At 40.5% G+C, this 12,529-nt stretch carries 16 protein-coding genes, 3 tRNA genes and 1 pseudogene; 6 read left to right on the forward strand and 14 right to left on the reverse strand.

What is annotated here, in order from left to right:
* Positions 1–177 precede the first annotated feature (177 nt).
* Positions 178–780: an SPOR domain-containing protein gene (locus ACZ8ZH_RS16950; protein ID WP_004684390.1), complete on the forward strand. Its 603-nt coding sequence runs from the start codon at positions 178–180 to the stop codon at positions 778–780.
* Positions 781–811: 31 nt separating this feature from the next.
* On the opposite strand, the gene ACZ8ZH_RS16955 is transcribed toward ACZ8ZH_RS16950, so the two are convergent.
* The 8 genes and pseudogenes from ACZ8ZH_RS16955 to ACZ8ZH_RS16990 all read right to left on the reverse strand — a co-directional run bounded on the left by ACZ8ZH_RS16955 (position 812) and on the right by ACZ8ZH_RS16990 (position 7,390).
* The gene (locus ACZ8ZH_RS16955; protein ID WP_119065023.1) at positions 812–1,414 is read right to left on the reverse strand and encodes an alpha/beta fold hydrolase; all 603 of its coding nucleotides are present in this window, start codon (positions 1,412–1,414) and stop codon (positions 812–814) included.
* 14 nt (positions 1,415–1,428) lie between these two features.
* Positions 1,429–2,070, reverse strand: a complete 642-nt coding sequence (locus tag ACZ8ZH_RS16960) for a glutathione S-transferase family protein (RefSeq protein ID WP_086210828.1) — start codon at positions 2,068–2,070, stop codon at positions 1,429–1,431.
* Between the two features lie 130 nt (positions 2,071–2,200).
* Positions 2,201–2,599: an OsmC family protein gene (locus ACZ8ZH_RS16965; RefSeq protein ID WP_086210829.1), complete on the reverse strand. Its 399-nt coding sequence runs from the start codon at positions 2,597–2,599 to the stop codon at positions 2,201–2,203.
* 101 nt (positions 2,600–2,700) lie between these two features.
* On the reverse strand, positions 2,701–3,648 hold the full coding sequence (locus ACZ8ZH_RS16970) for a pirin family protein (RefSeq protein ID WP_119065018.1): 948 nt from the start codon (positions 3,646–3,648) through the stop codon (positions 2,701–2,703).
* 260 nt (positions 3,649–3,908) lie between these two features.
* Positions 3,909–4,382, reverse strand: coding sequence for an HNH endonuclease (locus ACZ8ZH_RS16975; RefSeq protein ID WP_470247790.1), 474 nt, complete (start codon positions 4,380–4,382; stop codon positions 3,909–3,911).
* Between the two features lie 398 nt (positions 4,383–4,780).
* Positions 4,781–6,350, reverse strand: a pseudogene (gene guaA, locus ACZ8ZH_RS16980) (glutamine-hydrolyzing GMP synthase).
* 144 nt (positions 6,351–6,494) lie between these two features.
* Positions 6,495–6,860: a NirD/YgiW/YdeI family stress tolerance protein gene (locus tag ACZ8ZH_RS16985; RefSeq protein WP_119065020.1), complete on the reverse strand. Its 366-nt coding sequence runs from the start codon at positions 6,858–6,860 to the stop codon at positions 6,495–6,497.
* A 113-nt stretch (positions 6,861–6,973) separates the two neighbouring features.
* On the reverse strand, positions 6,974–7,390 hold the full coding sequence (locus tag ACZ8ZH_RS16990) for a DoxX family protein (protein WP_086210662.1): 417 nt from the start codon (positions 7,388–7,390) through the stop codon (positions 6,974–6,976).
* 194 nt (positions 7,391–7,584) lie between these two features.
* Between ACZ8ZH_RS16990 and ACZ8ZH_RS16995 the strand changes: the two genes are divergently transcribed.
* Entirely contained in the window at positions 7,585–8,229 is a 645-nt protein-coding gene (locus ACZ8ZH_RS16995) for a DedA family protein (RefSeq protein ID WP_086210663.1), read from the forward strand.
* Here ACZ8ZH_RS16995 and ACZ8ZH_RS17000 read toward each other — a convergent pair.
* The 5 genes from ACZ8ZH_RS17000 to ACZ8ZH_RS17020 form a co-directional block, all read right to left on the reverse strand.
* A complete protein-coding gene (locus ACZ8ZH_RS17000; RefSeq protein WP_086210664.1) occupies positions 8,226–8,819 on the reverse strand; it encodes a LysE family translocator in 594 nt (197 codons plus the stop codon). The two genes, ACZ8ZH_RS16995 and ACZ8ZH_RS17000, sit on opposite strands and share 4 nt — an antisense overlap.
* 214 nt (positions 8,820–9,033) lie before the next feature.
* Positions 9,034–9,423, reverse strand: a complete 390-nt coding sequence (locus ACZ8ZH_RS17005) for a hypothetical protein (protein WP_086210665.1) — start codon at positions 9,421–9,423, stop codon at positions 9,034–9,036.
* Positions 9,420–10,274 (reverse strand): ParA family protein, encoded by an 855-nt coding sequence (locus tag ACZ8ZH_RS17010; protein ID WP_086210666.1) that lies wholly within the window; start codon positions 10,272–10,274, stop codon positions 9,420–9,422. The genes ACZ8ZH_RS17005 and ACZ8ZH_RS17010 overlap by 4 nt, the downstream gene beginning before the upstream one ends.
* Before the next feature lie 85 nt (positions 10,275–10,359).
* Positions 10,360–10,752 (reverse strand): SirB2 family protein, encoded by a 393-nt coding sequence (locus ACZ8ZH_RS17015; RefSeq protein ID WP_086210667.1) that lies wholly within the window; start codon positions 10,750–10,752, stop codon positions 10,360–10,362.
* Between the two features lie 14 nt (positions 10,753–10,766).
* Positions 10,767–11,075, reverse strand: coding sequence for a BolA family protein (locus ACZ8ZH_RS17020; protein WP_086210668.1), 309 nt, complete (start codon positions 11,073–11,075; stop codon positions 10,767–10,769).
* 220 nt (positions 11,076–11,295) lie between these two features.
* Between ACZ8ZH_RS17020 and ACZ8ZH_RS17025 the strand changes: the two genes are divergently transcribed.
* The 3 genes from ACZ8ZH_RS17025 (at position 11,296) to ACZ8ZH_RS17035 (ending at position 11,602) form a co-directional block, all read left to right on the forward strand.
* Positions 11,296–11,371, forward strand: a tRNA-Gly gene (locus ACZ8ZH_RS17025).
* Between the two features lie 41 nt (positions 11,372–11,412).
* Positions 11,413–11,488, forward strand: a tRNA-Gly gene (locus tag ACZ8ZH_RS17030).
* Between the two features lie 38 nt (positions 11,489–11,526).
* Positions 11,527–11,602: transfer RNA gene (locus ACZ8ZH_RS17035), tRNA-Gly, on the forward strand.
* Positions 11,603–11,982: 380 nt separating this feature from the next.
* Here ACZ8ZH_RS17035 and ACZ8ZH_RS17040 read toward each other — a convergent pair.
* The gene (locus tag ACZ8ZH_RS17040) at positions 11,983–12,201 is read right to left on the reverse strand and encodes a helix-turn-helix domain-containing protein (protein WP_010588955.1); all 219 of its coding nucleotides are present in this window, start codon (positions 12,199–12,201) and stop codon (positions 11,983–11,985) included.
* A 110-nt stretch (positions 12,202–12,311) separates the two neighbouring features.
* Here ACZ8ZH_RS17040 and ACZ8ZH_RS17045 point away from each other — a divergent pair, with 110 nt between their 5' ends.
* Positions 12,312–12,527: a hypothetical protein gene (locus ACZ8ZH_RS17045; RefSeq protein WP_004985715.1), complete on the forward strand. Its 216-nt coding sequence runs from the start codon at positions 12,312–12,314 to the stop codon at positions 12,525–12,527.
* Positions 12,528–12,529: the final 2 nt, after the last annotated feature.

A 12,529-nucleotide genomic window follows, 5' to 3' on the forward strand; every position in this document is an offset into this window, starting at 1 on the left:
TATGCTCGAAGTAGCCATATCAACCCTGATGTATTGTTCGCTTTGTGAAACTTGAATTTTGCAAAGCGATTCTTTATTTTACGATGATGCCTCTTTTAATCCCTTGAGGCCAAGTATTAAAATAAAGAAAAGAATGGGCCAGTCCCTCATATTGATTAGAAGAAAAGAGGTTTCCACGTGTTTGGAAAAACGCAGCGCGGTGTATCTGAAAGACCGAACAAACCCAAAAAGCCACTGATTCCAGCTTGGCTTGGTACACTTGTGGTCATTTTAATCGTGCTCTGTTTTGCTGTAGCACTGTTACTGTGGAAGCCTTGGGCGCCAGTGAAGCCGAAAGGTCAAATCACCTCGGAACATTATCAAGAAGAAACCAATAAAGACTACCGTTTCTACGACTTACTGCCACAGCAGCAAGTGACTCCGATTCCAGATCAAGCCATTCCTGAAACTAAAGACAATCCAAGCACTGTGGTGATTGTTGAAGCACCTGCTGCCGAAGAAAGCACCCCTGCTGAACCAGGTTTAACCGAAGCAGCACCAACACCGCAAGCGCCAAGTTTTATATTGCAAGTGCGTAGCTACCCTGACCCAGACAGTGCCGATGCACGTCGCGCAGAAATTATCTTAAATGGTCTCTCGGCCGATGTCGTCAAAACCGTTGAAGGCGGCCAAACATGGTATCGCGTGATTTCAGGGCCATATGACTCGCAAGAAGCTGCAGTAATTGCACAGCAAACCCTACAACATAGCGGCATTGATTCGATTGTGGTCAAACGCTAAAACAAAAAAAAGGATGCCTCGGCATCCTTTTTTATACTCTGAGTTTGACGAGAAAATTTTGAATCAATTGCGCAACATGCTCTGCATGCACATAAGCCAAATCATGTTGCCCCTGTGACACGATGTGCAATTCAGCATGTGGTATTTGATGGTGTAAGAACTGCCCCACCGCAACAGGACTAATCGGATCTGCATCGCCCCAAATCAACAAAACGGGACACTGGATACGCTCCAGAATGCTCGTCAAATCAGACTGATACTGAACAAACCAATCAGGAACAGTAAAGCTCTGTTGATAATCCTCTCTCCAATCCGCCACCTGAAAAGGACTTAAATCAATGCCGCCTGAGGTTGCCACGAGCACCAAGGCCCGCACCTGTTCAGATTTTTGTAGGGCAGCTTGTACTGCAAAAATGCCACCCATAGATTGTGCAATGACCACAGAAGGCTGTTGAATTTGATTCAATACATAGTCTTGTAAGCCCTCAAAACTCTGCACATTCACATCATCCGGATAGCCACCAAAGCTCGGATAAGCGACGACCATGCTTGAATTGTCCTCTGGGAGGCGCTGTATGACAGGTTGCCAAAATGCCGTATTACCCGATGCACCGGGCAAAAAAATCAGGTTCAAACCATCACTCACCACTATAACCCACTGAGTTCTTTGGCTTTTTTAAAGGCTGGGCGTTGCTGAATACGCTGTGCATAAGCAACCATTTGAGGATTATGGGCTTTGACTCGCTCTTGCATCGCCACCACAGGAAAGCTCATTTGAATATCGGCAAAAGAAAAATCACCTGCAAAATATTCATGTTGAGATAAATAATTTTCTAAATATGCACTGTGCTCTTTCAAGCGTGGATTAATAAAGCTGCCTTTCACCCCATCACAAATTTTATTGGCAATCGGCTTAATTAGAAAGGGAACATGTTTCGGTACATTGGTCATCACCAAGGTCATGACCAAATAGGGCATCAACGACCCTTCGGCATAATGCATCCAGTAGTTGTATTGCATTAAGTCCTTTGGATTTTGCGGTTTAAACCTATGCGCCGTATCGTAAGTGGCTTGCAGATATTCTAAAATCACCGCAGATTCTGCTATGACCAAATCACCATCAGTCAAAACGGGGGCTTTGCCTAAGGGATGAATGTCTTTTAACTCAGGTGGCGCAGCATAAGTCGGCAGCCGTTTATAAAACTTCACCTCATACTCCAACCCTAACTCTTCCAAAGCCCATAAAATGCGTAAAGAACGTGAATGTTCCAAATGGTGCAGAGTGATCATTGTTTTGCCTTTTGTTTTAATTGAAATCTAGCACTCACTTTACGCGAAAATTTGGATTTTGCACCTGTAGATGTACATGAATCTGCAGTCGTACAAAATCCTTTACTGCCTCTAAAAACAGCCAAGTGACTTAAACGATTGAGGTTTCAATCTCAACAGAACGTAATAAAGTTTTAGTAACTGGTGTTTTTTGACAGATATCTAAGATTTTTTGGCGCGCTTCTTCTGTCAATGTTTGCTCAAACGACAAACGACGACTAATCCATTCTCGGCCTTCTTTGTTGGCATTAAAGTCTGCTTCGACACTAAAAGCCCCCCACTCGATCCCTTTGTGCTGCGCATACATCCGTAGGGTAATCATGGTGCAGGAAATCAAGCCTGTACAAATAAAGTCATAAGGTGCAGGGCCTTTGTCCTGACCGCCAAAAGACGCTGGTTTATCGGTAATGAATTGATGTCGCCCACTACTTACTTCACCAGACCATGCTTCGACGCATGTTTTCACTTCTGCATTCGCAATGATTGCCATTTTTTTATTATCCTATTTTTCATTTATCTTTTTTGAATAGGTTTCACGTACTGAAACTGTCCACCTATGCTGTTGTTGAACGATTTTTCGCAGTATTCCTCTTATTTTGAAGCGCGCATTTGGTCTGGAAATGCTGGTGCTTCCAAACGCGGGCCTTCATAGTCTGGAATTGAGCCAAAACGTTCATCTTGTGCAATCCACTGATCACGTGCAATTTTCAATTCTTCTTGAGTACGACCAACAAAATTCCACCACAGTAGAATTGGACTTTCAAACGGCTCACCACCTAACAGTAACAAGCGACTACCCGCATGAATTTCAATCTCAATCGCGCTTACACCCTGCTCGAGCACCACCATATTGTCTTCATTCAGTTCGTGCCCATTGACCGTAGCCGTTCCTTCTAAAGCCATAAATCCATATTCAAAGTTTGGATTGAGTGTTAAACGAGTCTTGGTGCTTTCTGCTGCACTTAAGTCCACCCCTAATAGCTTGGTATAAACACTCACAGGTGAGGTGGTATTTAAAAACTCTCCGACCAAAACGGTAAATGCTACCCCATCTTTTTCCACCACAGGCAGCTCTGGATAATGCTCAAAGCGGGGTTCAACAGCAATTTGTGCATCGGGCAATGCTATCCACAATTGTGCCGCATGCATTTTGGTTTCTGTATCTGGTGCGACTTCTGTATGGGAAATCCCATGTCCTGCGGTCATGAGGTTGACCTGTTTTGGACGAATCAGTTGTTTGCTGCCCAAACTGTCGGTATGCATCATGGTGCCTTCAATCATCCATGTAAAAGTTTGCAAACCAATATGTGGATGTGGACCAACATCTAAACCGTCCCCTTGTGGGAAAGTTACAGGGCCAGCGTGATCTAAGAAACACCATGCGCCAATCATTCGTTTATGGCGACTTGGTAGTGCACGCTTGATGACCGTCCCTTGGCCGATTTCAGCACTTCTCAGTGGAAACTCTTGAATGAATTGATTTACGTATTTTTCACAGTCATCCGAATGCGAAAGTTCAGTATAATTATTATTCGTCATGTGCTTACTCATTACAGATCCATATGTCCTAGATCATAACAAGCAGATTCCCAACTGCACATCCCTAAAAATAGAATGCTGATTCTTAAACATGGGACAATATCTTGTATTTTCAAAACTTAAGTAAAAGGCAATGCGTGGATGTAAAAATGTTGTTACATCTTTATTTTTTAAAGATTACGACCACCTGAAAATAAGAAAAATATTATTGTGTAAGCCCTTTTGATAAATGAAATATACAAATTTCTCAATTTTCATGCCTATCCCATATAAATTTCATTCTGATGATAGTGTAGATAAGGCAGATGTTTTACATCCAAGTGCAATTTTAAATGTGTTGGAATAGAAAAGAACTCTTTATCAATCTCATTGAGCTTTTTCGAAATCTGAACTATCCCCGTGTCAAGAAAAGTAATAAATCCTTGATCAAATAGACGGTCAAAATTTGGAGACAATAAGAATCCATTATAAACATCTACTTTTTCATTTCCATCACACTTTGCCCAAGGCTTAATATGGGATGCAATTAACAATCTACTATGACTAAAGCCTGTGACTGCACAATAGGGATAAAAATCAAAAAGCTTTTTCCTGAACTTATTTTGAATCAGTCTGACTTTAACTAAACGCTCAGCATCTGTTGTAAATATTTGTTTTTCCGTAAATATTGACTCATCATTAACATCAATTTCTTTTAAGAAGTCACCATAATGCTTCAATGCAGAAGAATACATATTATTCCCCACTCGGTTTCTATCTTGATAGATATCTAAAAGTAAAAATTGTCTGCTTTAATGCTTCAAACTCAATGCTGTTTTGAGGTAACTCATAACTAGGTAACCACTCATTAATTCTATTTTTTATAACTAAATCATATTTTAAAGCTGTAGCCTTTGAAAGATTCTTATTCTGTATTAACCAATGATAAAAATTCATCCCTCTCTCCCTACCTCGTTATATAAAAAAGGACGCCTAAGCGTCCTTTTCAAAGAGTAATTTCTCATTCACTGCCGCGAGCATAGCTCTTGGCGTAATTTAGGCAAGAAGCTTCTCTTCTTGAAAGCCCTCACTGACGCAGGCGTAGCCTTTGGCGTAAAATCGGTAAAATGCGTTGCATTTTAAAACCCCGATTTTACTCCCATTCAATCGTTGCTGGTGGCTTAGACGACACGTCATACACAACACGAGAAACATCTTTGATTTCGTTCATGATACGCGTTGAGATTTTATCGACAAGATCATAAGGAAGATGTGCAAAACGTGCTGTCATAAAGTCTACAGTTTCTACTGCACGAAGTGCAATCACCCATGCATAACGACGACCATCACCTACGACACCTACAGATTTTACAGGCTGGAATACTGCAAAAGCTTGTGCAGTTTTATCATACCAACCACTTGCACGAAGCTCTTGCATGAAGATGTCATCTGCAAGACGTAAAATGTCTGCATATTCTTTCTTCACTTCACCCAAAATACGCACACCCAAACCTGGACCTGGGAATGGATGACGATATAGCATTTCATGCGGTAAGCCTAAAGTTGTACCTAAACGACGTACTTCATCTTTAAACAAATCACGGATTGGCTCAACCAATTCAAAAGCCAAGTCATCTGGTAAACCGCCCACATTGTGGTGAGATTTAATCACATGTGCTTTACCATTTTTGGTTGCAGCAGATTCGATCACGTCTGGGTAAATCGTCCCTTGTGCAAGGAAGTTTACACCATCAAGTTTACGCGCTTCTTCAGCAAAAACTTCAATGAACTCACGACCAATGATTTTACGTTTTTTCTCAGGATCAACTTCACCCGCAAGTGCAGTCAAGAAACGCTCTTCAGCATCGGCACGAATCACACGGATACCCATGTTTTTCGCAAACATGTCCATCACTTGCTCGCCTTCGTTTAAACGAAGCAAACCATTGTCTACAAATACGCAAGTCAATTGATCGCCAATTGCTCGGTGTAAAAGTGCCGCAACAACGGATGAATCCACACCACCCGACAAACCTAAAAGAACTTTCTGATCGCCAATTTGTTGACGTAGTTGTTCAACACGCAGGTCGATAATGTTTTCAGAGTTCCACAGACTACGACAGCCACAAATGCTGTGTACAAAGTTAGACAATAACTCTGCACCTTTTGCAGTGTGCGTTACTTCTGGGTGGAACTGAATACCGTAGAAACGACGTGTTTCATCAGAAACCATCGCCACTGGGCAGCTTGGCGTGCTTGCAGTAATTTGGAAACCTTCAGGAATCGCCGTCACTTTGTCGCCATGACTCATCCATACTTTAAGCTGGTCTTTGGTGTCCTCAAGATCACCAATCAACTTGTCACGAACTTGGATGTTTACTTCGGCATAACCGAATTCATGTACTGTCCCTGGCTCAACTTTACCGCCAAGTTGTGCCGACATGGTTTGTAAGCCATAGCAAATACCCAAAACTGGTACACCTAAGTTGAACACAACTTCTGGCGCACGTGGGCTGCCCTCTTCGTGTACGCTCTCAGGACCACCTGACAAGATGATACCGTTTGGATTAAATGCACGAATGTCTTCTTCAGACATATCAAAAGCATACATTTCAGAATATACACCAGCTTCACGTACTGCGGCGTGCAATAAGCTGGCTATATTGAGAACCGAAATCCAAAATAAGGATACGATCTTCAGTAATTTGAGTATTGGTAGTCATGACAAACAACTATGAAAGGCAAACGAATATAAGCGCCGTATTCTAGCATTTTTCCACACATAACGCACATAATTCGGACAAGCTTTATGCAAGGCCAACATTTGGTGGTGTTTAAACAAAAAAGCACGCAATTATGTGCTATGTTTATTGCGAAATTTTCTCTATTTTAACAACTTCAATATCGGTCGGTTTATAACGATGTGTGTCGACCTCACCGACCACCTGTACTTTATCGCCTGCTTTAATATTGGATACTTTCCATAAATCCTCATCAATATCCAGCAAAATAACCCCTGTACCATCACTGAACTCATAATGATCTTCATTGAGATGTTTCAACAGTGTACCTTTTAAAGTGACCGCCGTTTCATCTTTGAGATTTGCAATGGCTGAAACAGTGACGTGATTGTTTGCCGCTTCTTGCATGATGATATGGTCATCATTTGCCCATGCGCCTACAGCTAGACTTAAACTGCTCATACAAAGCGCAATTTTTAGAAGATTTTTCATATTATTTTTCCTCATGTCTTATTGCTATTAATCAAAACAAAAAAAGCACCAACAGACGGTACTTTTTTGTAAATAAAAAAAGCAGCATCGTAAATGCTACTTTTCATTTTGAATTATTTTTCAATCAGATGATCTAGGCTCATTTTTCCTGCACCATGTAGCATCAGAAAAAACAAACCTCCTGCCATGGCAAAGTTTTTCATAAAATTAATACTGTCTTGTGTGCCATCATGAAAGATAAAAGCGGTAATCACACTAAATAGACCCAAACCAAACGCAGCAAAACGCGCTTGGAATCCAAACAGCAGCGCTAAGCCACCACCAAACTCAACCAAAATAGTTAATGGTAATAGCGCTCCGGGAACGCCCATAGACTCCATATACCCTACAGTTGCGCTATAAGCTGTAATTTTCCCCCAACCTGCGACAAGGAAAATATAAGCCATCAGCACGCGTGCAATTAAAGCTAAAACAGCATCGGTATTGGGTTGATTGACAATATTTTTGACCACAACATTTGGATTAAACATTTTTACACCTTTAAATACGTTTTATTTGAAGTTGTAGCTATCTTAATAATCTCTGTTTTTAGAATAAATATGCATTTTCATTATGCATCGTTCCGAATAGAGAACAATAATAGCCGAATTTATTTACGTTTTAATACTGACTTCTGACAATGAGACTGCTAGGATTTCTGCACTCTTCTGTTTAATTGTGCCCCATGGAACTGATTGATTTTATATTACATGTCGATGACCATCTGCTCGAGTTTATCACCAACTATGGGGTTTGGATTTATGCAATTTTGTTTCTTATCATCTTTGTGGAAACAGGCTTGGTGGTCATGCCCTTTCTACCCGGCGATAGCTTATTGTTTGCCGCAGGTGCCTTAGCTGCATCAACGGGTGCAATGAATCCATGGTTCCTTGGTATTTTACTTTTTGTCGCAGCCGTACTGGGCGATACATTGAACTATCACATTGGTCGTTATATTGGGCCGCGTGTTTTTGAAATCGAGTCACGTTTTATTAATAAACAACACCTGATAAATACACAAAAATTCTTTGAAAAACATGGTGGTAAAACCATTATTTTTGCGCGTTTTATTCCCTTTGCGCGCACCTTTGCACCTTTTGTGGCAGGCGCAGGAAAAATGGACTACAAATTTTTCCTGTCTTATAACCTGATTGGTGCATTCTGCTGGATTGGTTCATTCATTACTTTAGGTTATATTTTTGGCAATGTGCCTGTGGTCAAAGACAATTTCACGCATCTGATTTTCGGTATCATTATTATTAGTGTCTTGCCTGGAATCATTGGTTTTATTCGGGCGAAATGGAAGAAAAAATCAACCACTCGTGCTTAGGCAAAAAAGCGTAAAATCACAGGGAACATACATACCACCAATAACATGGCCGATCCTTTGTACAAGAGATCGGCTTTTATTTGCTTGGACTCACCCGATAAAATGGCACGACCAAATGACATCCAAAACAAAGCCGTAGGTAATAAAACTAAGCTAAATACAATAAAGACCCATAAAAAATTCGTCGGATTATCCCATGTTTCATAAGGAAAAATACCTGCAGCAAACAGTACAGCTTTTGGGTTTTTCAAAGTTGAAAAAAACAACTGCATTGGTCGAATCGAGGTAAAACGTTGATTATGTTTTTCTAAATGTGAGCTTTTCCATAGGTGAAAGGCCAGCCAAAATACGTAACCTGCGCTAATAATATGCAAAATATCAATCAGATATGGCCAGATAGGGGTACTCAAATGAATTAACAATGCCCATAAGTTGATGGCATAGAAATACCCGAACAGTTCTGCAGGCACAAGCGCACTGGTTTTCGCCAGACCTTGCTGATGTGCAGAGCTTGCGAGTAAAGCATTGGTTGGTCCCGGAATCATAAGGACAGCAATCATTGCCAATACAAACAGCCAACTCTCAATCATAGACATCCAACAACAGTATTCAAGATGCGCAATTTAGCCGAAAAAGAGCAGTTTCCTCAAGTCAAGGCAGACAAAAAGACAGAACCTACTTACTGAAAAGTGACCTTAAAAAATAATAAGACGTTGTTTTATTGTGATTATTTTTGAAACATTTTGCTAAAATTTTCATTCTGCTAAAGATACAAACACTTCAGCAGAATGAATCTATCCGTGTTTAATTTGTCTTATTTCGGACAGTAATCGTACAACCCTTAAACTTTGCAGCTTGTACTATGGCTTCTTGTTGGCCCAAAAGCCTTGAAATTTCGGTCTTTTTAGTATTCGAAGATTGTCCCATATTGAGCGAAATACTTGGACCAAAGCCCCAGCCGCCACCATGACTCCAACCACCACCCAGTCCCACACCTACACCCATACCCGTGCGTTTTTCAGTCGGTACACCTTCATCTAAATGTTGTTGAATACGATTATACTCTGCCTGTAGCTGTTGGCAGTTCAGCGCTTGGTACTGTGTAGGAGAAACATAGGTTGGTTTAACCGTTGTGGCACACGCACCTAATAACAACGTACTGCCCGCTAAAAAAGCAACTAAGATATTTTTCATGCTGAATCTCGCAGTTTATTATTCTCAATCTCATTGAACAATGATTGATAGGCCTGCGTCAATTTATGATCATGCGCCAAATGAATCAACGGTAAATTTTTATGATGTGACTCTTTCATCATCACCGATGGCGGTAACATACTTTCTAAAACAGGTAGACCTTCATCTTTCAACTGTTGCACCACTTCACGTGGCAGTTTAGCCTGTGCTTGGTATTGATTGACCACGATGCCCTCAATTTCCAAATGGTCATTATGATCATCTTGGGTTTCAAGTACATTTTCAATCAAGGTTTGTAGTGCTCGTTTAGAGAAAACATCACAGTCAAACGGAATTAGAACTTTATTGGCCGCAATCAATGCCGATAAGGTAAAGAAATTAAAGGCTGGTGGTGTATCAATATAAACTCGGTCGTACTTCCCAACCAGTTGTTGTAAGGCATCACGCAATTTATAAATTTTATGTTTGGATTCTAATGCATGGGCCAAGGCACCCAAATTTGGGCTGGCAGGAATCACATCAAGATTTTTAAAAGGAGACTGATGCACATAGCTTTCTAAGCCTTTGGCACGTCCTTTCAGGATCGAACCAATCGCATTGCCGAGCAAGCTTTTATTTTGTGTAGCACCCAGAACTTCTTCAAAATAGTTCTCAATATTTGGCTCTAAAGCAGGCTTATCCGCAGTATAGGTTGCATCATCGCCCAACACATACTGACTCGAATTCGCTTGTGGATCGAGATCAATCAATAATGTTTTTAGACCTTGATGCGCACTGATAGCAGCCAAATTCACAGCAATACTGGACTTGCCTACACCACCTTTTTGATTAAATACCACACGTGTATGCATAAAATCCCCTCCATCTTGTTATTTTTCCACCTTATCTAGCAGTGTAGCGCAGAACAGGTTTCGTGCCGAACATTATGTCTAACAATTAGCCAAAGTTTGGTTTAATCATGACTAAACCAATAATCGAAACCATCGACACTACAGCGAGAAATAAGCCTGCACGGCGCTGTGCTAATAAAATTGTGTCATCCTTTTTATAGGCTTTAGATAAAGAAGACAGTATGACTAAAAATAAAACCACTTTGGCATAGAACCATGTTTGCACTTCAAAGTTTTTCATCACCAATAAGATGATGCCTGTGAGTACAATCATAGTCATACTCAAATGCTGAAATGCAACAAAAGCGATACGACCTGTAGGATTGGGCTGGTTACCCTGAACCCCCTTAAACAAGGTCATCGCACGTGCCAAAATAATTATGCATGCAATACTCACTGCACTCATATGTACAATTTTAATCAGTAATTGTGTTTCCATTCGCAAGCCTCTGTTTAGCTTTTCGGTGCATGCGCACAGTTTGGGCTAGAAGTGTCTTGCCCTTCCCACTCTTCTGGTAGAAAAGCATGAATAGCTAAAGCATGAATTTTTCCAGGACTGAGTAAATCGCCTGCTACGGCATAAATTTTTTGATGCCGCTGTACCAAACGCAGACCAGCAAAGGCTTCACTCACCACAATCACTTTAAAATGTGATTCCTTACCGGGGAAATATCCACCATGCCCCGAAGATTCATTCACCACTTCTAAATGGGATGGGGAAAACTGCTGTAAGCGCTCAATTAATTGCTGCTCTAAGCTCATGCCTGTCTCCAAAAATGATTATTCTGAGAGTATACCTGTTCCTTGCTGCTATGCGACGGTTAAAACGATCATCATCCGAACCAAGACTTTACTTTTCAGCGGTAAAAAATCAAAAAGTCGGAACAGACTGCATTAAACTGGCTTTATTTTATGCAATTAAACTCAGCTTTTTCATAAAGCTATTGACCCTGAACTTGCTTGCTGTATCATACAGCGCTATGCGGGAATAGCTCAGTTGGTAGAGCACAACCTTGCCAAGGTTGGGGTCGCGAGTTCGAGTCTCGTTTCCCGCTCCAAATTTTTTTCAGGGTAAGTTTTCGTAAAAACTGCTCAATACGCGGGAATAGCTCAGTTGGTAGAGCACAACCTTGCCAAGGTTGGGGTCGCGAGTTCGAGTCTCGTTTCCCGCTCCAAATTTTTTAGTGTAAGTTTTTATAAAACTGCTCAATACGCGGGAATAGCTCAGTTGGTAGAGCACAACCTTGCCAAGGTTGGGGTCGGGAGTTCGAGTCTCCTTTCCCGCTCCAGATTCAAAAAGCCCTCATCGAAAGATGGGGGCTTTTTTCTTGTTGATTATTAATAATATTTTTTCTAAAACCTATATGTTCCAGCTTTGGAAGAAGCTCTAAAAATTTTAGAAAAAGTATTGTATAAGCTCGCTGCGTGACCAAAAGTGCCCTAAACGTGCCTTCCCTTTATCATATACGAATCAATTCATTCGCTATTCTGGTATTTTTTTAATCAATTTCAGTATAGATAATCAGAACACCTTCCCCATACACTTGACTTCCCTTTTTTCCATCTATTTTAGTATTTTTTTATTTGCTTTATTTTGATGGTGACCAAATTTGGTCACCAAAAATACATAGTTAAAACATTTACTTATGATCAAAAAACTCAATTTTAATCAATCATTCTGCTCTTCATTTTTCTTAAATTTTAATAAATCACCCACTTCAACATTAAGTAATACACACAATTTTTCTAAGGTCTCAAAATCTATTCGAGTCGATTGACCATTATATAACTTATGCAATGTTGTCTTACTCATTCCAGTCGCTCGAACTACATCCGCAACTTTCATTCTTCGCTCTGCCAAAAGCACTGGCAAGTTACAAACTATCATTAATTACCACCATTGTGTAATAAAGTACTTGCATAGTGTCTTAAATGCATTTATTATCGCATTGTGGTCTTAAATAACACCATTGTGATACTTTATAAAAGGATACAAACATGAATCTTACTTATATTACTACAAAAGAATTGGCGGAACGAATCCATTATAACGAACGTACTATCCGTAATCAGTTAAAAGATAGCGTTTTGATCGAAGGCATTCATTACATTCGCCCTTTTGGTGGTCGCAAAATTTTATATGTATGGGAGCGTATTGAAGAAGATATGACTAAAACAACTTTAGGCTCGCTACACAGCCTACAACTTCTGTAAGG

Source organism: Acinetobacter sp. SW-226, from assembly GCF_055632855.1.

Bases quoted from the DNA above. Each gene is read 5' to 3' on its own strand.
- ACZ8ZH_RS16960 (WP_086210828.1), bottom strand. From the start codon at position 2,070: ATGATCACTCTGCACCATTTGGAACATTCACGTTCTTTACGCATTTTA.
- ACZ8ZH_RS16975 (WP_470247790.1), bottom strand. From the start codon at position 4,382: ATGTATTCTTCTGCATTGAAGCATTATGGTGACTTCTTAAAAGAAATT.
- ACZ8ZH_RS16970 (WP_119065018.1), bottom strand. From the start codon at position 3,648: ATGACGAATAATAATTATACTGAACTTTCGCATTCGGATGACTGTGAA.
- ACZ8ZH_RS16985 (WP_119065020.1), bottom strand. From the start codon at position 6,860: ATGAAAAATCTTCTAAAAATTGCGCTTTGTATGAGCAGTTTAAGTCTA.
- ACZ8ZH_RS17020 (WP_086210668.1), bottom strand. From the start codon at position 11,075: ATGAGCTTAGAGCAGCAATTAATTGAGCGCTTACAGCAGTTTTCCCCA.
- ACZ8ZH_RS17045 (WP_004985715.1), top strand. From the start codon at position 12,312: ATGAATCTTACTTATATTACTACAAAAGAATTGGCGGAACGAATCCAT.
- ACZ8ZH_RS17040 (WP_010588955.1), bottom strand. From the start codon at position 12,201: ATGATAGTTTGTAACTTGCCAGTGCTTTTGGCAGAGCGAAGAATGAAA.
- ACZ8ZH_RS16990 (WP_086210662.1), bottom strand. From the start codon at position 7,390: ATGTTTAATCCAAATGTTGTGGTCAAAAATATTGTCAATCAACCCAAT.
- ACZ8ZH_RS17005 (WP_086210665.1), bottom strand. From the start codon at position 9,423: ATGAAAAATATCTTAGTTGCTTTTTTAGCGGGCAGTACGTTGTTATTA.
- ACZ8ZH_RS16995 (WP_086210663.1), top strand. From the start codon at position 7,585: ATGGAACTGATTGATTTTATATTACATGTCGATGACCATCTGCTCGAG.
- ACZ8ZH_RS17010 (WP_086210666.1), bottom strand. From the start codon at position 10,274: ATGCATACACGTGTGGTATTTAATCAAAAAGGTGGTGTAGGCAAGTCC.
- ACZ8ZH_RS16965 (WP_086210829.1), bottom strand. From the start codon at position 2,599: ATGGCAATCATTGCGAATGCAGAAGTGAAAACATGCGTCGAAGCATGG.
- ACZ8ZH_RS17000 (WP_086210664.1), bottom strand. From the start codon at position 8,819: ATGATTGAGAGTTGGCTGTTTGTATTGGCAATGATTGCTGTCCTTATG.
- ACZ8ZH_RS17015 (WP_086210667.1), bottom strand. From the start codon at position 10,752: ATGGAAACACAATTACTGATTAAAATTGTACATATGAGTGCAGTGAGT.